Source organism: Streptomyces sp. iso_384 (assembly GCF_056172905.1).
Genome location: NZ_JBWBTT010000001.1, coordinates 7,457,308 through 7,478,988 on the forward strand (window position 1 = coordinate 7,457,308; position 21,681 = coordinate 7,478,988).

25 protein-coding genes and 1 pseudogene are annotated in these 21,681 nt (G+C 70.8%); 24 read left to right on the forward strand and 2 right to left on the reverse strand.

What is annotated here, in order from left to right:
* Positions 1–11 precede the first annotated feature (11 nt).
* The 23 genes from AC0VY3_RS33600 (at position 12) to AC0VY3_RS33710 (ending at position 19,315) form a co-directional block, all read left to right on the forward strand.
* Complete coding sequence (locus AC0VY3_RS33600) at positions 12–350, forward strand: RyR domain-containing protein (protein WP_475551343.1); 339 nt, start codon at positions 12–14, stop codon at positions 348–350.
* 81 nt (positions 351–431) lie between these two features.
* Positions 432–1,139, forward strand: a complete 708-nt coding sequence (locus AC0VY3_RS33605) for a hypothetical protein (protein ID WP_475551344.1) — start codon at positions 432–434, stop codon at positions 1,137–1,139.
* Positions 1,140–1,179: 40 nt separating this feature from the next.
* On the forward strand, positions 1,180–2,124 hold the full coding sequence (locus AC0VY3_RS33610) for a major capsid protein (protein ID WP_475551345.1): 945 nt from the start codon (positions 1,180–1,182) through the stop codon (positions 2,122–2,124).
* A gap of 22 nt (positions 2,125–2,146) precedes the next feature.
* On the forward strand, positions 2,147–2,476 hold the full coding sequence (locus AC0VY3_RS33615; RefSeq protein ID WP_475551346.1) for a hypothetical protein: 330 nt from the start codon (positions 2,147–2,149) through the stop codon (positions 2,474–2,476).
* A 1-nt stretch (position 2,477) separates the two neighbouring features.
* On the forward strand, positions 2,478–3,032 hold the full coding sequence (locus AC0VY3_RS33620) for a hypothetical protein (protein WP_475551347.1): 555 nt from the start codon (positions 2,478–2,480) through the stop codon (positions 3,030–3,032).
* A complete protein-coding gene (locus AC0VY3_RS33625) occupies positions 3,032–3,373 on the forward strand; it encodes a hypothetical protein (protein ID WP_475551348.1) in 342 nt (113 codons plus the stop codon). The genes AC0VY3_RS33620 and AC0VY3_RS33625 overlap by 1 nt, the downstream gene beginning before the upstream one ends.
* On the forward strand, positions 3,370–3,711 hold the full coding sequence (locus AC0VY3_RS33630) for a hypothetical protein (RefSeq protein ID WP_475551349.1): 342 nt from the start codon (positions 3,370–3,372) through the stop codon (positions 3,709–3,711). Before AC0VY3_RS33625 ends, AC0VY3_RS33630 begins: the two co-directional genes overlap by 4 nt.
* 62 nt (positions 3,712–3,773) lie before the next feature.
* Positions 3,774–4,118, forward strand: a complete 345-nt coding sequence (locus tag AC0VY3_RS33635; RefSeq protein ID WP_475551780.1) for a hypothetical protein — start codon at positions 3,774–3,776, stop codon at positions 4,116–4,118.
* A gap of 32 nt (positions 4,119–4,150) precedes the next feature.
* Complete coding sequence (locus AC0VY3_RS33640; protein WP_475551350.1) at positions 4,151–4,807, forward strand: phage tail tube protein; 657 nt, start codon at positions 4,151–4,153, stop codon at positions 4,805–4,807.
* A gap of 110 nt (positions 4,808–4,917) precedes the next feature.
* Positions 4,918–5,238, forward strand: a complete 321-nt coding sequence (locus AC0VY3_RS33645) for a hypothetical protein (RefSeq protein WP_475551351.1) — start codon at positions 4,918–4,920, stop codon at positions 5,236–5,238.
* A 119-nt stretch (positions 5,239–5,357) separates the two neighbouring features.
* A complete protein-coding gene (locus AC0VY3_RS33650; protein WP_475551352.1) occupies positions 5,358–5,663 on the forward strand; it encodes a hypothetical protein in 306 nt (101 codons plus the stop codon).
* A 4-nt stretch (positions 5,664–5,667) separates the two neighbouring features.
* A complete protein-coding gene (locus AC0VY3_RS33655; RefSeq protein ID WP_475551353.1) occupies positions 5,668–9,216 on the forward strand; it encodes a phage tail tape measure protein in 3,549 nt (1,182 codons plus the stop codon).
* Positions 9,217–10,209 carry a phage tail family protein gene (locus AC0VY3_RS33660; protein ID WP_475551354.1) on the forward strand — a complete coding sequence of 331 codons (993 nt, stop codon included), beginning with the start codon at positions 9,217–9,219 and terminating at the stop codon, positions 10,207–10,209. It begins immediately after the preceding gene.
* A gap of 16 nt (positions 10,210–10,225) precedes the next feature.
* On the forward strand, positions 10,226–11,413 hold the full coding sequence (locus tag AC0VY3_RS33665; protein WP_475551355.1) for a siphovirus ReqiPepy6 Gp37-like family protein: 1,188 nt from the start codon (positions 10,226–10,228) through the stop codon (positions 11,411–11,413).
* Between the two features lie 2 nt (positions 11,414–11,415).
* Positions 11,416–12,345, forward strand: coding sequence for a hypothetical protein (locus tag AC0VY3_RS33670; protein ID WP_475551356.1), 930 nt, complete (start codon positions 11,416–11,418; stop codon positions 12,343–12,345).
* Positions 12,346–12,355: 10 nt separating this feature from the next.
* Positions 12,356–14,161 (forward strand): right-handed parallel beta-helix repeat-containing protein, encoded by a 1,806-nt coding sequence (locus tag AC0VY3_RS33675; protein WP_475551357.1) that lies wholly within the window; start codon positions 12,356–12,358, stop codon positions 14,159–14,161.
* Between the two features lie 69 nt (positions 14,162–14,230).
* Positions 14,231–15,118, forward strand: coding sequence for a peptidoglycan-binding protein (locus AC0VY3_RS33680; RefSeq protein ID WP_475551358.1), 888 nt, complete (start codon positions 14,231–14,233; stop codon positions 15,116–15,118).
* 40 nt (positions 15,119–15,158) lie between these two features.
* The gene (locus tag AC0VY3_RS33685; RefSeq protein WP_475551359.1) at positions 15,159–15,389 is read left to right on the forward strand and encodes a hypothetical protein; all 231 of its coding nucleotides are present in this window, start codon (positions 15,159–15,161) and stop codon (positions 15,387–15,389) included.
* Positions 15,390–15,410: 21 nt separating this feature from the next.
* Positions 15,411–15,728 (forward strand): hypothetical protein, encoded by a 318-nt coding sequence (locus AC0VY3_RS33690; RefSeq protein ID WP_450254547.1) that lies wholly within the window; start codon positions 15,411–15,413, stop codon positions 15,726–15,728.
* Complete coding sequence (locus AC0VY3_RS33695) at positions 15,725–16,417, forward strand: collagen-like domain-containing protein (RefSeq protein ID WP_475551360.1); 693 nt, start codon at positions 15,725–15,727, stop codon at positions 16,415–16,417. The genes AC0VY3_RS33690 and AC0VY3_RS33695 overlap by 4 nt, the downstream gene beginning before the upstream one ends.
* Before the next feature lie 81 nt (positions 16,418–16,498).
* Complete coding sequence (locus tag AC0VY3_RS33700; protein WP_475551361.1) at positions 16,499–17,704, forward strand: helix-turn-helix domain-containing protein; 1,206 nt, start codon at positions 16,499–16,501, stop codon at positions 17,702–17,704.
* A 373-nt stretch (positions 17,705–18,077) separates the two neighbouring features.
* A complete protein-coding gene (locus AC0VY3_RS33705; RefSeq protein ID WP_475551362.1) occupies positions 18,078–18,218 on the forward strand; it encodes a hypothetical protein in 141 nt (46 codons plus the stop codon).
* The gene (locus AC0VY3_RS33710; RefSeq protein ID WP_475551363.1) at positions 18,215–19,315 is read left to right on the forward strand and encodes a methyltransferase domain-containing protein; all 1,101 of its coding nucleotides are present in this window, start codon (positions 18,215–18,217) and stop codon (positions 19,313–19,315) included. The genes AC0VY3_RS33705 and AC0VY3_RS33710 overlap by 4 nt, the downstream gene beginning before the upstream one ends.
* Positions 19,316–19,352: 37 nt before the next feature.
* Here the strand turns inward: AC0VY3_RS33710 and AC0VY3_RS33715 are convergent, their stop codons facing one another.
* Together AC0VY3_RS33715 and AC0VY3_RS33720 are read right to left on the reverse strand one after the other, a co-directional pair.
* Entirely contained in the window at positions 19,353–19,592 is a 240-nt protein-coding gene (locus AC0VY3_RS33715; protein WP_475551364.1) for a helix-turn-helix domain-containing protein, read from the reverse strand.
* Positions 19,593–19,911: 319 nt separating this feature from the next.
* Positions 19,912–20,160: pseudogene (locus AC0VY3_RS33720) on the reverse strand (ATPase, T2SS/T4P/T4SS family); the annotation flags it as partial.
* Positions 20,161–20,196: 36 nt separating this feature from the next.
* Here AC0VY3_RS33720 and AC0VY3_RS33725 point away from each other — a divergent pair.
* A complete protein-coding gene (locus tag AC0VY3_RS33725; RefSeq protein WP_475551365.1) occupies positions 20,197–21,681 on the forward strand; it encodes a recombinase family protein in 1,485 nt (494 codons plus the stop codon).

The following is a 21,681-nucleotide window of genomic DNA, read 5'->3' on the forward strand; positions in this document are numbered from 1 at the left end:
GAGGAGCACCTGTGACCACCCCCGAAGAAATCGCCAAGGTCTGCCACGAAGCAAACCGCGCCTGGCAGCAGATCACCGGCGACCCCGCCCCCTCACCTCCGTGGGACGAAGCCCCGGCCTGGCAGCGGGACAGCGCCATCGACGGCGTGCGGCACGCCCTGAACGGGGCGAGTCCCGAGCAGCTGCATCAGTCCTGGTGCGACGCGAAGCGGGCCGACGGCTGGCAGCACGGCGCGGTGAAGGACGAGCAGGCACGAACCCATCCGTGCCTCGTGCCCTACGACGAGCTGCCCAACGAGCAGCTGCGCAAGGACAGCCTCTTCGCGGCGGTCGTCTCCGCGCTGCGCTGAACTCAGACTTCCCGGGCGCGAGGCCCGGGCGGGCGCGCGGCGCGATGCCGCGCGGACACCCATGCACGAAGGGGGAGCGCGATGCTCCACACCCGGAAGAAGACCCTGCGCGCGACCGGCGGCGGCTGGGCGCACCCGTATGGGCACGACCCTTTCTCTCCGTTCCTGTACGCCGACGGAGGGGACGCAGGCGGCTCCGGATCCGGCGGCGACGGCGGTGACGGGGGCGGCTCCGACAACGGCGTCAAGGGCGGCGACGGCGACGAAGACAAGCTCGGTGAGGGCGGGAAGAAGGCCCTGCAGGCGGAGCGCGACGCCCGCACGAAGGCTGAGACCCGCGTCAAGGAGCTGGAAGCCAAGCTCACCCGCAAGCCGAAGGACACCGGCGCGAAGCCGGGGGACAACGGCGACGGCAAGGGCGACCAGGGCGCGACGCCCGCGGACGCCGAGGCCATCAAGAAGGAGCTGCGCGAGGAGCTCACCGCCGAGTCCAACGCCCGGATCGTCCGGGCCGAGGTGAAGGCGGCGGCCGCGGGCAAGCTCGCCGACCCGGCCGACGCCCCGCGGTTCATCGACCTGGCGAAGATCAAGGTCGGTGACGACGGGGAGCCCGACGCCAAGCAGATCAAGAAGGCGATCGAGGACCTTCTCAAGGAGCGCCCGTATCTGGCGGGCAAGCAGCCGTGGGGCGACGTCGGCGGCGGCGGCCACGACACACCCCCGGCGGACGTGCAGCCCGGCATGGACCGGCTGCGCCACGCCTACAACACCGAGATCAAGACCAAGTAACCGGCCCGCGTGCGGGCCTCACTGACGAAAGGGGCCCGCCGTGGCCGTAACCCTGGTCGAGGCAGCCAAGCTGTCGACCACCCAGCTCCAGCGCGGTGTCATCGAGACGTTCGTCCAGGAGTCGCCGGTCCTGGACCGGATTCCGTTCATGACGATCGAGGGCAACGCCTACGCCTACGACGAGGAGGCGACCCTGCCGGGTGTCGCGTTCCGAGCCGTAAACGAGGCGTACACCGAGTCGACCGGCACGGTGAACCAGAAGTCGGAGTCTCTGGTGATCCTCGGCGGCGACGCGGACGTCGACAAGTTCATCCAGCGCACCCGCTCCAACCTCAACGACCAGCGCGCAGTGCAGACCCGCCTGAAGGTCAAGGCGAACGCGTACAAGTTCCAGGACGCGTTCTTCAACGGTGACGTGGCAGTCGAGCCGAAGGGGTTCGACGGGCTGAAGAAGCGCCTGGTCGGCGCGCAGGTCATCGACGCCGACACCAACGGCATGGGCCCGGTCGCCGGCGGCCACGACTTCTTCGACGCCCTGGACTCCCTGATCGCCAGCGTGCCCGGACTCAACGGCTCCAACGGCGCCCTGTACGCGAACGCCTCGGCCATCGCGAAGGTCAAGTCCTCGGCCCGGCGGCTCGGCGGTGTGGAGATGATCCGCGAGGCCCTGACCCAGAAGATGATCGCCACCTACAACGGGATCCCGCTCCTGGACCCGGGCCAGACGGCGGCCGGTGCGGACATCCTGCCGGCCACCGAGACGCAGGGCTCGGCCACCACGGCCTCCAGCATCTACGCCGTGAAGTTCGGCCAGGACGAGGGCGACAAGGGCGTCACCGGGCTGACCAACGGCGGCGTGCAGGTCTACGACCTCGGCGAGCTGCAGGAGAAGCCCGCCTACCGCACGCGCATCGAGTTCTACACCGGTCTCGCCGTGTTCTCCGGCAAGGCCGCCGCCCGCCTCCGTGGCGTCCTCGCCTCCTGAACCCTGAAGGGACACCAGCCTCATGGCTACGAGCAAGAACAGCACCCCGCCGGAGGAGACCCGGCTGGACGCACACGTGGACGCCCCGTCCACGACCGCCCCCGGGGACGGGCCGGCCGACACCACCGACCCGGACGAGCGGGCCTCCTCGGCGACCCCCGACAAGGCCGCGGCCGCCCAGGCCGGGCACGGCACCGTCAACGCCGTGGTGCCGGTGCCGAAGAAGACCGCGGCGAAGAGGTCGACGGCCAAGGACCGCACCGAGACCTACACAGCGCTGCGCCCGGACGGTGTGGAGGTCACGGTCGTGCGGAACATCGAGACCGGCGCGTCGTCGGTCAAGGACGGCTGACGTGGCTGCGCTGCCGCCGCTGGCCACCATCGAACAGCTGGAGGACTGGCTCCAGGTCCCGCGCGGCAGCGCCCCCGCCAACACCTGCGACCTGGCGCTGCGGGTGGCGTCCGCGCTGGTCCGGGCGGAGGCCCGCACCACGTTCACCCGGCGCACGGACACCATCGCGCTGCGGGTCGTGGACGGGCAGGTACGCCTGCCCGGACCGGTCGTCTCCGTCTCCTCCGTCCAGGTCGCCGGACAGACCCTTGAGGCGTCCGGCTGGTGGCGGGAGGGCGAGGACCTGTGGGTGGTCTCCCCGCCCCGCGACCCGCGGCGGCGGGCGGTCGTCACCCTGACCCACGGGTTCGAGACCGTCCCCGACGACGTCCTGGGCATCACCCTGGACGTCGCCTCACGCGGCTGCGTGAACCCGCTCAGCCTGCGTCAGGAGTCCACCGGGCAACGGTCGGTGACCTTCGCGACGGAGACCCTGGCGATGTCCCTGGCCCAGGTCGAGAAGGACAAGCTGGCCCGCTACCGGGACCAGAGGCCTGTTGCACGGTGGGGGCGCTGATGTTCGGGCGTTCCGTCCTGATGGACCAGACCGTCGCGCACATTCCCCGCCACTACGGCGAGGACGACCGCGGCAACGAGACGTGGATCGAGGACGACCCCGTCGACGTGGAGCACTGCTCGGTGCAGCCGCTCGACTCGGTGGAGTACCTCAGCGCGGCCGCCGACCGGACCGTCTCCCGCTGGCAGTTCTTCGGCCCGCCCGGCATGGGCCTGGCCCACACCGACCTCATCCAGGTGGGCGCGGACACGTACGAGGTCGACGGGAAACCCAGCGTGGCCCCGTCGGTCTCGGCGTTCCTCACCCACACCACGGCGATCCTGAAGGAGTACACCGGATGAGCAGCCGACCCCGGTTCGTGTTCGACGAGCGCGGCCTGACCGAGATCATGAAACACCCCAAGGTCCGGGAGGCGCTCAAGGCGCGGGCCGAGAAGATCGCCCAGCGGGCCAGGGGAATCGCTTCGTCCGAGATCGACGACGGGTTCGCCGGCGAGATCCACGTCTCCGAGGAGATCCGGCCCTCCGGGCGGCCCACCGCGAAGGTGGAGGCGACCCGGCAAGACGCGGCCGCACAGGAGTGGGGGTCGACGAACACCGCACGGCGCCGGGTTCTGGGACGGGCCGCAGGCGTCACCCCGCAGACCGTCCTCCCCAACCGCGGGGACGTCCCGCAGTGACCCCCGAGGACCACATCTGGGGCGACATCGAGCACGCCGCCGCCCTCATCGTGCGCACGGCCATGCCCGGCATGCGGGTCGTCAACGAACTGCCCGCCGACCTGGAGAAGAAACTCCCCCTGGTCCAGGTGCAGATCCTGCCCGGCGGCGGCGACGACCGGATCACCGACACCGCCCTGGTCGACGTCGACACCTTCGCCGCGACCCGCACCGCCATGTGGGACCTGGCCCGCGACGTGCGGGCCGTGCTCCTGGCCGCCGCCGGCACACACGTGCCCGGCGCCCGGGTCGTCATCGACACAGTGGAGACCACCTCACGCCCGGCCCCGGTCTCCTACGGCAACCCCGCGATCCGCCGGGCGGTCGCCACCTACGCGCTCACCAGCCGCGCCCAGGCGCCCGCCTGACCCGCGCACCCAACCCATGAAAGGGGGGCGGCATGGTCGCCGCCGACTTCACAGAGATCGCGGAACTGAAGCAGGGCCTGATCCGCAAAGCCCTGCGCTACGCCATCTTCGCCGCCGACCCGGACGTCGACGCGGTCACCGCACCGTTCGACGCCGCGGGCATCCTCCAGGAACTCCCCGCCGGGTACCTGCCCGTCGGCTACACCACCACCGACGGCGTCACGTTCTCGGGCGACCTGTCCACCTCGGACGTGCAGTCCGGGCAGGCCTCCTCCCCGACCCGCTCCGACGTCGAGTCGGACACCGTCACCGCCCAGTGGGTACCGCAGGAGACGAACGCCGCGGCGGTCGCCCTCTACGAGAACCTCCCGCTGTCCGGGGCAGGGTCCCTGCCGGACCTCGGGACGGCGACGTGGACCTGGTCGAGGCCGAAGACACCGCCGACCCTCTACCGCAGGCTGGTGTTCATCGCCGAGGACCTCAACAAGGACACCGGCCAGGAGATCTACATCGTCCGCCACTTCCCCAGCGCGCTGCGCTCGGGCCGCGAGAACCAGCAGTGGACCCGCACGGCGGAGATCGCCCGCGGCGTCACCTACCAGGCCTACATCGACGACGCCGCCGGCACGGACTCCATCACGTGGATCGACGGGCCGGGCTGGCGCGACTTCGTCCCGGCCGGACCCTGATGACTGGTCCGGCCCGCACACCGGCACCGCGGCGGCGGACCAGGGTGAGCCCTGCCGTCGCGGTGCCCCCACCGGCTCACCCACCGGCCACCCAGAAACGAGAGAACACGATGGCACCCAAGGTCAACCGCAAGCGCTACAACCTTGCCGACGTACACGCCCAGTTCGCCGAGGCAGTCGGCGGCGAGCAGGTCGAGTTCGACGCCGAGGGCGGACCGTTCGCCTTCCCCCACCCCGTCTTCGCCGATGAGGAATGGGCCGAGAAGGTCGACGCCGCCGAGACCGCGTCGGAGAAGGCCCGCGCGATGCTGGGCGATGAGCAGTACGACAAGTACCGGGCCGCCGGGAACAGCGACAACGACCTCGGGCTGCTGTTCATGGCCGTCCAGCAGGACTCACAGGCGCAGCTCAAGAAGCGCCCTACACGGTAGTCGACGTCCTCGGGCCCCACCCCGAGGCCGTCGAGGCCGACCTCCTCCACCACTACGCCCCCCGCGACCCGATCGCCGAGTTCTGGCGCGGGGAGATCACCCTGCGCAAGCTGCGCGTGATGGTGGAGGGCCTGCCCCCGACCGGGGCGCTGGCCCGGAGGATGGCCGGCCATCACTGGGAGCACCGGGACTTCATGCTGGCCGACGCGGTCGACGCCGTGGGCCTGCTGGTGACCGACTTCCGCAACGCCAACCGGGCGGAAGACTCCCCTGCGCAGCCGTACCCGGACCGGGTGTGGCGGCCGGAGAAGCCCGCCGTCAAGAAGAAGCGGGCCAAGAAGGCCCGCCGCGAGGCCGCCGAGGCCCGTACCGGCTATCTGAGGATCGTCGCCCTGGCGACACCCAGGCACGCAGAGAAGGGGTGATCCCATGCCCCGCGCCGCTTCCGTGTGGCTGGACGTCATGCCGTCCATGAGCCAGTTCCGGCGCGAGCTGCGCCGCAACCTCGAGGAGCCCGTCGCCCAGGCGTCCGCGCGCGCGGGCGCCGAGGGCGGCGAGAGCCTCGTCTCCGGAATAAAGGCGAAGGTGGCGGCCGGGGCCGTCGCGGTGGGCGCCGTCTTCGGGACGCTGGCCATCAAGGGCCTGGAGACCTCCCTGGCCAAGGGCAAGGCCGCAGCCACCCTTACCGGGCAGCTGTCCATCCCGGCCGCGGACGCGAAGAAGGCCGGGCAGGTCGCGGGCGAGCTGTGGGCGAACTCGGTCACCGAGTCGGTGGAAGAGGGAGCCGAGGCCGTCAAGCTGGTCCTGGGCACGGGCCTGGTCGACTCCAAGGCCTCGACCAAGGAGATCGGGAAGATCTCCACCGCCGTGTCCGACCTGGCGACCCTGTTCGACCAGGACGTCACCATGGCCGCCAAGGCCGCAGCGTCCATGGTGAAGTCCGGGTTCGCGAAGGACGGCACCGAGGCCGTCGACGCCATGACGTACGGGTTCCAGAAGCTCGGCGTCAAGGCGGAGGACCTGGCCGAGACGTTCAACGAGTACAGCCCGTTCATGAAGAACTTCGGCCTGGACACCAAGGACGCACTCGGCCTCATGTCGCAGGGCCTGGACGCCGGAGCGTGGGACACCGACAAGATCGGCGACAGCTTCAAGGAGCTGTATCTGCGGATCACCGGCGGCGACGACGCGGTGAAGGACGCGCTGAAGTCGATCGGCCTCGGCGGCAGCGGCGTCATGAAAGCCATCGCCGACGGCGGCCCCGGCGCCCGCAAGGCCCTCGATCAGATCCTGGACGGGCTGCGCCAGGTCCCCGACGAGACGACCAAGGCCCGGGCGGTGCAGGACCTGTTCGGCGGCCCCGGCGAGGACCTCGGGGCCGCTCTCTTCTCCCTGAACGTCGACACCGCGGGCAAGAAGATCGGGAACTTCGCGGGCTCCGCGAAGAAGGCCGGCGACGCCCTGCGCTCCGACGTCGGAACCAGCTTCGAGACGTTCAAACGGAAGTCGCTGATGGCGATCGGCGACGGGCTGAGCACGTACGTCCTGCCGCGCCTGATGGACTTCGGCACGTTCCTGCACTCCGACGTCCTGCCCAAGGTGAAGGACTTCGGCGTCTTCGTGGACACCCGCGTCGTGCCCGCCGTCAAGGGCATCGGCACAGCGTTCATGTCCGGGGTGCGGTGGGTGAAGGAATACGGCCTGTGGTTCGCGCCGCTCGCGGTCGCGATCGGCGGCGTCACCCTGGCCATGACCGCGTCGTCCATCGCGACCGGCATCACCATGGGGGTGATGTCCGCCTACTCGCTGATGTCACGCGGCATCATCGCCGTGACGCGCGGCTGGGCGGCCGCTCAGGCGCTCCTGAACGGGGTCATGGCTCTCAACCCCATCACGCTGATCGTCATCGGCGTGGTGGCGCTCGGTGCCGCCCTGGTCGTCGCCTACAAGAAGTCCGAGACGTTCCGCAACATCGTCAACGGCGCCTGGTCGGCGATCAAGACCGGCTGGGCCGCACTGTGGTCGTTCCTCGAGCCCGGCGTCGACGCGTTCATGGTCGGGCTGGACGCGATCGGCACGGCCGCGTCGTGGCTGTGGTCGACGGTGCTGTCCCCGGTGTTCTCGGGCATCGGCATGGCCGCCCGGATCCTCGCCACGATCATCACGGTCGCCCTGGTCCTCCCGGCCGTCCTGGCGTTCAAGGCCCTCGGCGCGATCGGGTCGTGGCTGTGGGATTCGGCTCTCGGCCCCGCTTTCCGGGGCATCGGGGCCGGGGCCATGTGGCTCTACGACAACGGCATCAAGCCCGCCGGAACCGCCGGTATCGCGATCTTCAAGGCGCTCGGGGCGGGCGGGACGTGGCTGTGGAAGAACGCCCTGCAGCCCGCGTTCCAGGGCATCGGCTCCGGGGCCATGTGGCTGTACCGCAACGGGATCAAGCCGCCCATCGACGCGGGCATGACCACGCTGCGGGCGCTCGGCGCTACCGGGACATGGTTGTGGAAGAACGCCCTGCAGCCCGCGTTCAAGGCGATCGGGGGCGGGGCGTCCTGGCTCTACGACAAGGCCATCAAGCCGCCCATCGACAAGGCCAAGTCCCTGGCCAAGAGCCTGGGGGCGGCATTCGAGGCCGGGGCCGACGTGGTCGGCGATGCCATGAACTCGATCAAGGACAAGGCCAAAAAGCCGGTCGCGTTCGTGATCGACACCGTGTACAACAAGGGCATCCGCGGGGTCTGGAACGAAGTCGCCGGCGCGTTCGGCGCCCCGAAGCTGGACAAGTTCCCCGGGTTCGCCCGGGGCGGTGTGCTGGCCGGGCAGTCGTCCTACCGCGACGGTGACGACCAGCTCGTTCCCCTGCGCCGGGGTGAGGGCATCGCCGTGTCGGAGGCGATGCGCGACCCGTACGAGCGCAAGCGCCTCCTGGCCGTCAACGCCGCGGCGATGCACGGGAAGTCGCTGCGTCCGTTCCAGCAGGGGTTCGCCCGGGGCGGGATCTTCGACTGGGTGAAGAGCACCGCGTCCAAGGGCGTCGACCTCGCCAAGTCGGGTGTGAGCTGGCTCAAGGACGGGATGAAGGCCAGCGCGGTTGCCGGGCTCAACGCCGTGGTGAAGCCCCTGCTCAACAAGATCAGCGGCAGCGCCTCTCTCTACCGGGACATGATCACCGGCATCCCGAAGCGGATGATCAAAGAGATCGTCGGCTACTCCGGCAAGGCGGACAGCAAGCTCGAGGCCTCCGGCATCGGCGGCAAGGGCTTCAAGGGCGCGCTGTCCTGGGCGCGTACGCAGAACGGCCTGCCGTACCAGTGGGGAGGCAACGGCAACCCGTCGTGGGACTGCTCGGGGTTCATGTCGGCGATCGAGTCCGTCATCCGCGGGCAGAAGCCCCACCGCCGTTGGGCGACCGGCGCGTTCTCCGGAGCCACCGCGCCGGCCGGCTGGGTCCTGGGCGCCCGCTCCCCGTTCCAGATCGGCATCACCAACTCCGGTGTGGGGCACACCGCGGGCACCCTGAACGGGGTCAACGTGGAGTCGCGCGGCGGGGACGGTGTGATCGTCGGCGGCAGCGCCCGGTCCTACAAGTCGTCCCTGTTCACCCACCGGTATGGGCTCAAGGTGAAGGGGTACGCCGACGGCGGCCGGCCCCGGCGGGGCGAGATCGGGTGGGTCGGCGAGGACGGCCCCGAGCTCCGCGTGTTCGACGGCAACAGCCAGATCATCGACCACGCCACTTCCATGCGGATCGCCGCCCAGGTCGGCGCGGGCAGGGTGGCGGGCATGACCCGGCCCCTGGCCTCCCAGGCGCCCACAACACCACGCCGCACGGTGGTTGCTGCGCCGCGCGGGCAGGCCCCGCAGGACCGGGGCGGGGACACGTACAACTTCTATCCCCGCACCTTGGACATGACCGTCAGCGACCTGGACGTGCTGCAGCGCCGCAAGGACGCCCTGGACCGGGCAGGGAGGCCGAAGTAGATGCCCCTGATCACAGCACCGGTCCTAACGCCGGACCCCGGCACCCCGGGCGGCGGGACCCCGATCCCGCTGCCCGAGGTGGGCAACGCCACCGCGTTCTACACCGACCCGGCCGGGACGGTGTGGCCGCTGTCCCAGTCGGGGGCCGGCTGGTTCACGTTGGCCGATGGGGTGTCCGGGCTCGGGGCCGCCTCGTACACCCTCACCACCGACGCGCAGCCGAGAGGAGGAGCGCGGCTGCGGCACGCACAGCCACAGCCGCGGACGATCGTCTGGCCGCTGTACGTCTACGGCAACACCCACCTGCAGTACCTGGAGCGGTGGCGGCAGCTGTCGACGGCGTTCACGCGGACGCTGCGGCGGGGCCGGGACGGGCGCCGTACACCGGGGACGTTGACGATCGTCCGCCCGGACGGCACCAGCCGCAGCGTGGAGGTGTTCTACCAGGCCGGGTTCGAGGGGCAGGGCAAGCGCGGCTCCGGCATCGTCTCCGACGCGGTGGCGCTCGCCCTGTGGTGCGAGGACCCCTACTGGAAAGCCGGGGTGCCGGTCCCGGTGCACCGGGAAACCGGGGAGCTGGCCGACTTCCTGGACCCGTTCCCCTCGGTGTCCTCCTCGCAGGTCCTGGGAGACACCACGGTGGCCAACCCCGGGGACGCCGTGGTCTGGCCGACCTGGACGATCACCGGCCCCGCCTCCCTGATCACGTTCACGAACACCACGACGGGCGAGGCCTTCGCCCTGGACCCGGCGGAGGTCGGGCACGGAGCCCTCGCCCCCGGCGAAACGGTCACCGTCCGGACCGACCCGGCGCAGGTCCGCTTCCAGGACGGGTCCCCGGACGGGGTGAACTGGTCGGCCGCGCTGAACTGGCCCGACGCGGTCCTGTGGGGCTTGGAGCCCGGCCTCAACGACGTGACGTTCCAGCTCGACGGCAGCGGCCCCGGCTCAGCGGTCGACCTCCTGTTCTACCCCCGGCACGAGACAGCATGAGAAAGGGGGGCGGGCGGTGGCGATCGAGCTCCTGGTCACGAACAGCGCCCTGGCCGTCCAGGGTGACCCGCTCGCCGGGTGGCGGGCCCTGACGGCAGAGCAGCGGTACAACGAGCCCGGGGCCGGGTCCGTGAAACTCACCGCGTACCCGGAGGTGATGGCGCAGCTGCAGCCCGGCAACCGGATCGTCGTCATCCGCGACCGGACCGTGTGGATGGCGGGGCCGCTCGAGGTCCCGCAGGACTACGAGTGGGACCTCGGAGCGGCCGCCGACCCGGGCGAGGTCACCGTGAACTTCAGCGACGACCTGGCCCGGGTCGCCGGATACCTCACCTATCCGGAGCCCGCGAAGACCTGGCAGAACCAGACGACCACCGCCGACCTGGTGCGCAAGCTGACCAACACCAGCGAGACGATCATCCGGACCCTCGTCAACGAGAACTGTGGCCCGGGCGCGCTCGCCACCCGGCGCATCCCGCAGCTCGTCCTCGACACCGCGGCCGGGGTCGGCAGTACCCGCACCCTGTCCACCCGGATGGAACCGCTCCTGGACGCCTGCCGGACAGTCGCCGTCCCGGACGGCGTCGGCTTCCGCGCCCGGCAGGTCGGCGGGCAGATCCTCTTCGGCGTCTACCAGCCGCGCGACCTGACCGGCACCGCCCGGTTCTCCGCCGGCCTCGGCAACCTGAGAAAGGTGCGGTTCAGCCTGTCGGCGCCCACGGCGACGTCGGAGCTCGTCATGGGCGGCGACGACCCGGCCCAGCAGGTCGGGTCCGGAGAGCCCGCCAACACCCGCGCCTACACCGAGGTGACCTCGGGGGCCCAGGCCACCTGGTACCGGGTGGAGAAGCTGGTGCAGTCCAGCGGCAAAACAAACACGGACGGGGAGCTCACGCAGGACGGCGTCCTGGCCCTCGGCAACGACAACCCGCAGGCCTCCCTGGCGACGGAGACCGTCGACACGGAGGACCTGCAGGCCGGCCGGGACTACCAGCTCGGCGACAAGGTCGCCGTCGTCCTGCCCACCGGGCTCACGGTCCTGGACATCGTCCGCAGTATCCAGCTCGCCGCCGAGGACCCGGACACCGGCGAGAAAGTCACCGCCGTGATCGGCAACGGCGACACCACGACCGGTGCATCACTGGTCGGCACGGTGCGCCGGCTGGCGTACCGGCTCGGACAGATCGAATCGAGAGGGAGGTAGACGTGGCACAGGACTCCTGGCCCAGCCCAGCCCACAACGGCAGAGCCGTCACCGACGCCGAGTACGAGGCAATGGCCGCCCGGTACTCCGACAACGGGGTCTACGGCGACCCGACCGACACCGCGGTCGTGTCGGCCGGCATCGGGCTCAACGTGGACATCCGCCCGAACGTGGACGCGTCCGTGCGCGGCCACGCCTGGACCTCGGGCACATCGACCGTGACGCTGGCGGTGGCGGCCAACCCGTCCGGGTCCACCCGCACCGACCGGGCCATCCTCCGCCTGGACCGATCCGACTGGACGGTCCGCGCCGTCATCAAGCAGGGCACCCCCGGGAGCGGGGTGCCGACGCTGACCCAGCAGACCGGCGACACCGGGGTCTACGAGATCCTCCTCGCGAACATCCACGTTCAGGCCGGCGCATCGTCGGTGACCGTGACCCGCGGCGAGCGGTACGTGGGCACGCGGGTCCGCCCCTGCACCAGCGCCTCACTCACCGACCCGAACCCCGTCCTCGGCGAACTGCGCTGGGAGACGAACACGGGGCGGCTGCTCGTGTACGACGGGGCGTCACTGAAGACCGTCTATGAGAACGCCCCGGCGGAGGCCGCCCTGGGCGCCGGGTACTCCACCTGGGCGGACCAGGGTGAGGCGGTCGGCCAGCGCAGCGGGGGTGTGGTGTCCCTCCGGATCAGCAAGCGCCGGGTAGGCACCACCTTCAACCAGACCGACGAGGACGGGTCCAAGCTCGCCACCGTCCCGGCCTCGCTGCGAAACACCAGCCGGAACCAGTACTTCGCCTGTGTGTTCTCCAACGGAGTGACCGGCCGGGTCGAGGTTCGCACCGACGGCAGCGTCTGGGTGCGGATGCTCTCCGGCAACGTCACCGTCAACCACACGGTCTCTCTGACCATGACCTACCTGCTGAACTAGGAGCCCCCTGATGGCACGACATGAGTTCGGTGCAGGCGTCGCGGATTTCGTGGTGGCCCCGATGGACGGGCAGTGGACCGTCGGCGCTGAGACCGTGATCACGTTCTGGGACGAGATGACGGAAGGCGTCCAGTACACCGACCTCCTCGACGCGACGTCGGCCGCGATCACCTCGGTCACCAGCGACGCCCACGGGGCCCTGCCCCGCCTCTACGGCCCCGACGGCGTCACCGGCATGTGGGCCGACGCCGGGGGTGAGACACGGGCGTGGATGGACGCACACAGCCTCACCGGCAGCAGCGAGAGCCCGCCCGGATCCGTCCAGGACTGGCTGAACGTCAAGGAGTACGGGGCGCTCGGCGACAACGTGGCCGACGACACCGCGGCGATCCAGGCCGCCTTGTCCGCCTGCCCCATGGGCGGCATCGTCTATCTGCCCGCCGGCGCGTACCGCACCAGTGCCCCGCTGACGATCCCGCCCGCGGTCACCCTCATGGGCACTCACACGAACCTGATGACCGTGGTCAACCTGACCGACCCGCCCTGCTACATCAAGCCCTTGGCGACGTTCGCGGGTGCTGCGGTGATCCAGCTCCTGGACGAGATCGTCGGCGGCTACAACACCATCAGCGCCGAGCACCGCATCATCAACCTGATGATCGACGGGACGGATCTTGTGGACCCGGGCATCGACGGGATCGGGGCTGCGGGCAACATCCAGAACGTCGCGCTGAGAGACCTGACGATTCGCCGGGTCACCGGTGCGGGCATCAACACCCAGGCAAACGCCGGGTACCACCCGTACAGCTGGCGGTGCCATCGCGTCATGGTCGACAACTGCGGGTGGCACGGATACGCCATGCAGGTAATGACCGACCTCACCCTGATCGACTGCCAGGCAATCGGCAACGGCGCGAACGGGTTCGAGATCAACAACGCGGCGAACTCGCAGGCCATCGGCTGTCGAGCCGAGTGGAACGACAACAACGGCTATCACCTCACCGGCGATTGGGCGACCGGCACCGGCTCGGGCGGGATGCTGCTGTCGGGCTGCTCGACGGACCGCAACGGGCATAGCGGCGTGCTGATCGACGCGACCGGGAACCCGCCACTGCAGATCGAGAACCTGCTGACTCGCCGCGACGGCCGCAACCTCGGCGCGGGCGGCGGCGGGTACGCCGGGCTCAAGGTCGACACCGCAGGCGTGCCCGTGCTCGTCGGCATGGTCACCTGCTACCCCGGCACCGACGACGACGGCACACAGGCTAACTCGCCGCAGTACGGCGTGCGCGTCGAGGATTCGGCGTACGTGTCCGTCGCGAGCGGGTTCCTGCACGCTGACACCGCCGGTTGGTCGGACGGCGGCGGGAACGGCGTCCTGCGCCGCGGGCTCAACATCGCCGAGCGGACCGGCACCACAGCGGCGCCCGTCGACGCGTTCGCCGGCCCGACCGACGTCGCTGGGAACCTCGATGTCGGCGGCTACCTTGCCGCCGCGTCCGGCCAGTCCGGCGGTGTGTGGAACATCTGGGACGCCAGCCCCCAGGCCCTCAACATCGGCAGCGCGGGCGGCGGCATCGCTATCGCCGAGGGCGCCAACGCCCGCATGGGCGTGAGCACGCTGGTCGGCGGCACCGTCACCGTGGCCAACACCTCGATCACCGCTACGACCAGGATCGCCGTGTTCCGCCAGGCGGCGGGCGGCACCCTCGGCCACCTCTCCACCACCGTCGACCCGGGCGTCGGCTTCACCATCGACTCCTCGTCCGGAACCGACACATCAACGGTTGCCTGGGTCCTGTTCGAACCCGCGTAACCCACCCGCTCACCCACCCCGCCCCGCGCCACCAGGCCGGGGCATCGTCATGTCTGGAGGGCCTGCCACATGGCCACACCACTGTCCGCCGACCGGCTACTGAAAGCGCTCAGAGACGAAGGCCTCCACGTCGTCGAACACCGGAGCTGGCGCACGAACAACCGGAACCACAAGGGGCCGTGGGGTCCGACGCACGGCGTGATGATCCACCACACCGTCACCTCGGGCACCGCCTCCTCGGTGGACCTCTGCTACAACGGCCACTCCGCCCTGCCCGGACCGCTCTGCCACGGCGTCATCGCCAAGGACGGCACCGTCTACCTCGTCGGGAACGGGCGGGCCAACCACGCCGGGTCCGGCGACGACGACGTCCTCCGGGCCGTCATCGCCGAGCGGGATCTCCCGCCGGACAACGAGGCCAACACCGACGGCAACCGGCACTTCTACGGGTTCGAGGCCGTGAACCTCGGCGACGGCAAGGACCCGTGGCCCGCCGCGCAGCTGCTCGCGATCGAGCGCGCGGCCGCCGCCGTCTGCCGGGCGCACGGCTGGTCCGAGAAGTCGGTGTTCGGCCACCTGGAGTGGCAGCCCGGCAAGGTCGACCCGCGCGGCTTCACGATGGACTCGATGCGGGGCCGGATCGGGAAGCGCCTCGGCAGCAAGCCGACTCCGCCGGCTGCGAAGCCCAAGCCGAAGCCGACGAAGCCGCGGTACGAGCCGTTTCCCGGGGCGGCGTTCTTCAAGGTCGGCCGCAACAGCGCGATCGTCACGGCGATGGGCAAGCGCCTCGTCGCCGAGGGCTGCGCCCGGTACACCGTCGGCCCGGGCCCACGGTGGTCCGAGGCCGACCGGCAGTCGTACGCCGCGTGGCAGCGCAAGTGCGGGTACAGCGGCGCGGCCGCCGACGGTATCCCCGGCAAGGCCTCGTGGGATCGGCTCAAGGTCCCCAACGTCTGACCTCGCCAACCCAGCTTCACCAACCCCTAGGAGATTGATCATGCAGAGACTTCTGCTGGACCTGGCCGAGCGGTCCGCGTGGACCGGAGCTCAGGCCGCCCTCGGCCTGGCCGCCACCGAGCTCGCGGACATACCTGTGTGGTGGGCTGCGCCGATCGCGCTGCTCGCCGCGTCCGCGAAGTCGTGGGTGGCTGGGCGGCTCGGCCGCAAGGGCACCGCCTCCACGCTGCCGGCCGCCAAGGACCCGGCGTCGCACACCTCGGTCGTCTGACCAACCCTCGCACCAGGAGGCATGCACGTGGACGCTGCGACGCTCGGCGCAATCGGTGTCATCGTCGTCGGGCTCGCAACGGCCACGGGCGCATGGATCGGCAAGCGCGGGGAGAACATGATCGGCGGGTTCAGCTCGCTCGTCGACAACCTGCAGGAAGAGCGGGACAAGGTCCGGTCGCAGCTCACCGAGAACGAGACGCGCCTCGCAGCGGCGTACGCGGAACTCGAGGGCGAGCGCGCTGGGAAAGCCGAGTTGCTCAGACAGATCACCGAGCTGACCACTGAGAACGCCCGACTGCACGCGCGCATAGCCGAGCTGGGAGGAACCCCGTCGTGACGCACAGCAGACCGAACGTCCTGGCCCGCCAGTGGCGGTCCCTGGCCCTGGCCGCTGTTCTGCTGGTGCTGTCCGGGGCTGTGATCCTGGTGTGGCTGCGCATCGACTCCGAGGCGCAACGCACCGCGAACGTCGCCGCGGAGGCGGACCGGCGAGGTGATGCCGTGTCGACGCTGGCCGGAGATGTGCGCACGCTACGGGCGCAGATCCAGGCCGAGGGCGGCACCCCTGCCGCGCCCGACCCGGCGGCCGCGGTCGACGATCTGCCCGACCGGGTAGAGGTCCCGGTGCCGATCCCCGGCCCGCCGGGACCGGCCGGGCGGGCCGGGAAGGACGGCACGCCGGGCGAGGACGGCCAGGACGGCGAGCCTGGGGCGGACGGGTCACCCGGTCCTGCCGTCACCGGCGCTCCTGGCCGCGATGGAACGAACGGCGCCGACGGAACCGACGGCGCGCAAGGCCCCCAAGGAGAGAGGGGCGAGAAGGGCGACGTCGGAGCGACCGGTGAACGTGGGCCTGCAGGCCCGCCCGGGCCGGCCTGCCCCGACGGGTACAGCCTCCAGCCACCGCCGGGTGATCCGGACGGGCTGATGTGCCGGCGGACCGCCCCGACCGAACCGGAAGAACCGGCCAGCACGCCGAGCCCGCTCGCTCTCGCGCTCGATCCAACCCGCCGCCAGTACCCATGACCGTGCCCCCACCGCCTCGGCGGTGGGGGCATTTCTGCGTTTCGGAGTACCGTGGATCCAACCTTCTGGCGGGGGTCCAACATGAACATCAGCATTGGCGACCGCATTCGGGCGCTCAGGGAATTCCGCGACATCACCCAGGACCAGCTAGCCCAGCGATCCGGGGTGTCCGTCGACACCATCAGGAAGCTGGAGCAAGGCGTACGAGAGAGCGCGCGCATCGGCACGCTGCGCGCCTTGGCCCGAGCGCTGGATGTCCAGCTCGAGCGCCTCGTAGGACAGCCCACCGTGACCCAGCAACTCACTGAAGACGGCGGCCTCCTGGCCTTGCGCGACGCCATCCAGGACCCCGGCTCGCTGCCCGGCGTCCTGAGTGACGACGACCTCGAGGACCCGCCCAGCCCGGCCGAATGGGCAGAGCAGGTCCAGGCGGCTACGGAGACGTACTGGACTGGCGGCTACTCCAGCCTGGCATCCACGCTCCCCGGTCTGCTCCGTGACGGCCGAGCGACCGCGCGGCAGCACGATACCGAGGGTGTATGGCGAGACCTTGCCCTTGCCTACCAGCTGGCCGCGTCCCTCTCTACCCAGTCCGGTCACCCCGACTGGGCGTACACCGCCGTTGAACGCCAGTTGGCGGCCGCCGCCCGGGCGTCGGATCCGCTACTGGAGGGCATGGGGGTGTCCACCCTCTCGTGGGTGCTCCTGCGGCAGGGCCGATGGGAGCACGCGCGGTCGCTTGCCGAACGGAAGGCCGACGCGCTCGAGCCCCGCCGTCGCGGGGCGACGCCGGACGAGCTCGCCGTCTACGGGAATCTGCTGATCGCCGCCGCGACGCCAGCCGCCCGGGCTGATCAGCACGATGACGCGCTGCACCTGCTTACGCTGGCCGAGGGGGCCGCGGTGCAGTCCGGCCCCACGAGGGCCTACGGGAGCGCGTTCAGCGTGGTTGACGTCCGTACTCAGAAGGTGAACGTGTCGCTTGCCGGGACGGAGGGCCGCCCCGCCGAGGCGCTGTCTGCCGCCCGCGAGGTCGACCTGGGGGCGATCAGCCGACCGGTGCACTCAGCGTCCTACCGGGTCGACGTGGCACAGGCCATGTATCAGACCGGCGACAACGCGGGCGCGCTGGAGCTCCTCCTGGAGGTGGAGGCCGACCAGCCCGAATGGATCCGGGTGCAGGCCGGAGCTGCGGCGACGGTGCGGGAGATGCTCGAGGCCGAGCGCCGGCGGAACAGCACACTGCGCGGCCTCGCGTCGCGGCTCGGCGTCGACCCGGCCCTGTGAGGTAGGACGTAGCGCCCTACCTCGGTGGGGTCCGGCCGCCTAGAGTGGTGTGGTTCGCCCCTGGGTTGTGATCACGCAGACACCTAGCGTGATGCCCACAACGGCGGCACCGGTCCCCCCGCCAGGACCGACCGGTGCCGCATCCCATCCCGCAGGGGGCGAGCATGAGCGCCGAGACCTTACAGGCCGCACCGGGCGACGTGGCGTACAGGACGTGGCTGGCCCACACCAGGACCTGCGCCGGATGCCGAGCAGGGGCACCGTGCACCACCGCCTCCAAGCTCGGCCTGGCGTGGCGTGAGGCCCGGCGCAGCGGCGCCCCTGCGGATCACACGGCCGCCAGCTCCGGCGGTCCTGGACGAAGGGCAGACCGATGACCAACACCCCGACCCCCCAGCAGGCCAGCGACGGCAAGCACGGCGGCGCCCCGTCGGACAAGCCCTGGACGCCGGACCCGCAGCCCGCTCCCTCGCCGGACGGCAGCCGCCCTCAGTCGCACACCCCGCAGTCGTGAGCACGGCGCAGGAGACCGGCACGTACCCGGCGCTGGTCCAGGACCTCGCCGACCGCGGGCTGCTCGATACCCGCTGGCGGCAGGTGTGGGAGGCCGTACCCCGTAGCCAGTTCGTCCCGCCGGAAATCTGGCGGCAGCTCCCCGACCGGTGCGAGCCGGTGGTAGGGACGGGCGACTGGCTCGCCCTGGTGAACAGCGACGAGCCGGTCGTCACTCAGCTCGACGACGGAGCCGTGGACGGGCCCGGCATCGCGACGTCATCGAACTCGATGCCCTCGATGGTGGCCCGGATGCTCGGGCTCCTCGGAGTCGAGGACGGTCACCGGGTCCTCGAGATCGGCACCGGCACCGGGTACGTCGCCGCGCTGCTCAGCGAACGGCTCGGCGACGAGCAGGTCCACAGCGTTGAGGTGGACCCCGTGCTGGCACAGCAGGCCGCCGACGCCATCGCCGGAGCCGGATACCGGCCGCACCTCCACGTCGGCGACGGCGCGGAACCGATCCCCGGCATGGGCCCGGTCGACCGGGTGATCGCCACGTGCGCGCTGCGATACATCCCGTACGCGCTGGTCGGGCAGGTCCGGCCCGGCGGGGTCATCGTGGCCCCGCTCGCCCGGGACTTCTGGTCCGGTGCCCTGGTCCAGCTCCACGTCCAGGGCGACGGGACCGCGGTCGGCCCGTTCTGCGGGTCGGCGATGTACATGCCGATGCGTTCGCACCGCCCCGTCCACCACGAGATCACGGGCAGTGGCCGGGCCCGGGCCGCAGGCCTGGACCCCGCGCGCGTTCTCGACCTCGGGTTCGCTCTGTACGCCGGGGCGAGGCTGCCCGGCGTCCGAGTATCCGGCCACGAGACCGCCGACGGTGCCCGGGTCTGGGTGAGCAGCGTGGACGGGGCGGGAGTCATGGCCGCCACGGGCGAGGAGGTGCTGCAGTACGGGCCCGGCTTCCTGTGGGAGGAGATCGAGCAGGCCTGGCGGGAGTACGACGAGGCCGGCCGCCCCAACGTCGCCCAGTTCGGTCTGACCGTGACGCCCCGGGGCCATCAGGTCTGGCTGCGCGACCCGCACCTGGTCGTCCAGCCCAGCAGGTCGTAGGTGCAGGCAGGCCCCCGGCCGAGCAGTGGCCGGGGGCCTACCTGCGTACGAACTCCTCGAGCTCCACGCCGATCGCGTCCGCAATCTTGATCAGTGTGTCGAGCCTGGGGGACGCGTGCCCCTGCTCGATGCGGTTGTAGCTGTCGAGCGAAATGCCTGCCCGGATACTGGCCTCCTCCTGGGTGTAGCCCGTGTAGACGCGGGCTGCGCGGATCTTGTCCGCGATCTGCAGGCGCCGGGCGCGGACGCGCTCGGGGGACAGCGGCTCGTGGTACACCCGCTCACCACACCGGGCACCATGATCATTTGTCTTTAGGGTTGACCTTAAATCGAGCGATCAAGCACGCTGCCTGTACGGTGAAGCCATCCATATTCGCTCACTCGTTCGAGTGAAGACGGAGGCAGCCTCTCGACGGGGCTACCGGGCACCCCTTGTGATGGAGTCACCCCCTGATCAGCCCTCCCCCTCTTCCTCCCCCGGCAGGGCGGGGAGCGGCTGCTGAACCCCGGTGCGACGGCACCGGGGTTCAGTCATGCTGAAGGGGCGCTGACCAGGGAAGATCGCTGAGTGTCAGTATTGGTGTTTTCAAACCAGTCAGCTGAGTGACTTCGGCGCCTCGCACCTCTCCGACCACCAGCCGGTCGGGCCGCATGCGCAGCGCCTGCCGCACCAGATCTCGCAACGTCACCCGGCCCGCGCCCTCCTGATTGGCCGGGCGGGACTCCAGGCGGACCACATGCGGGTGGTCCGGCCGCAGTTCGGCGGAGTCCTCGGCGAGCACGATCCGTTCGTTCGCGCCGACCGCGCCCAGCAGGCTGGCGAGGAGCGTCGTCTTCCCGAAACCGTGACAGAGACACCTCTACTGATGGACACTCGGGAGATGAAGACCACTCGCGCCCGGCACACCGGCCCGTCCCGCGCCGTCATCTACGTCCGCATCAGCCAGGACCGCACCGGGGCGCACCTCGGCGTCGACCGGCAGCGCGAGGACTGCGAAGCGCTCGCCGCCGCGCGCGGCTGGGAAGTCGTCGAGGTCTACGTCGACAACGACCTCTCCGCGTACAGCGGGAAGCCGCGCAAGGACTACCGGCGGATGCTCGCCGACCTCGAACTCGGCACCGCCACCGTCGTCATCGCCTGGCACACTGACCGGCTCCACCGCTCCCCCACCGAGCTGGAGGAGTACATCGACCTCAGCCAGCGGCGCGGCGTCGACACCCACACCTGCCAGGCCGGCGAGCTCGACCTCTCCACCTCGTCGGGGCGGATGACCGCTCGCATCCACGGGGCCGTCGCCCGGCACGAGTCCGAGCACAAGGCCGAGCGTGTCGCCCGCGCCCGCCTCCAGAAGGCCAAGGCCGGAAAGTTCGGCGGCGGCCTTCGCCCGTTCGGGTGGGGTGTGCCCACCGGGGAGACCCGCAAGAAGCCGGTGAAGGGCACCGACGAGGAGATCGACGTGCCCGTCCTCGACATGAACAAGCTGGTCCCTGAGGAAGCGGCAGCGCTCGACACCGGGACGGACATGATCCTGGCCGGCGGGTCGGTGAAGGGCTGGGTGCGGTGGCTCGCCAACAAGGGGCTGACGTCCACTGTGGGCAAGCCCATCGCGCACGGCGCGGCACGGGACCTGCTGCTGCGGCCGAGGAACGCGGGCATCGCCGTGTACCAGGGCGAGGAGATCGGGCGCGGCCTGTGGGAGCCCGCGGTGTCCGAGCCGAAGTTCCGGGCGGTCGTCGCGATCCTCACGAACCCGGCCCGGGTGTCGACCACCGGGTCGGAGGTGAAGTGGTTCGGGTCGCTGATCTACCGGTGCGGCCGGCCCGGGTGCACGGCGACCGCCAGGTGCACGAAGGTCGGCGGGGCGAAGCAGCCCAGCTACCGGTGCCAGGACAACCACGGCGGCGGGCGGAACGCTGCGATCCTCGACGCGTACATCCAGGATCTGATCGTCGAGCGGCTGTCGAAGCCGGACGCGGTCGACCTGCTGGAACCCGCCCCGAACGGCATCAACGCGGGCGCCCTCCAGCTGGAGAGCGAGACGATCCGCCGGCGGCTGACCGACCTGGCGGGCATGTTCGGGTCCGGGCAGATCTCCATGGCCCAGTTCACCGAGGGCTCCGACATCGCGCGCGCCCAGCTGGAGGGCGTGACGGCGCAGTTGGCCCGGGCCGCGGTGAAGGACCCGCTTGTCGGCCTGGTCGGGGTGCCTGATGTGCGGGCGGCGTGGGAGGCGTGCGACCTCGGGCGGCAGCGCACGGTGCTGCGGGCCCTGCTGGACGTGGTTCTGCATCCGCCGCGCCCGGGCCGTATGCCGGATGGCGGCTACTTCGACTACGACGCCATCGAGACTAAGTGGAAGCGGTAA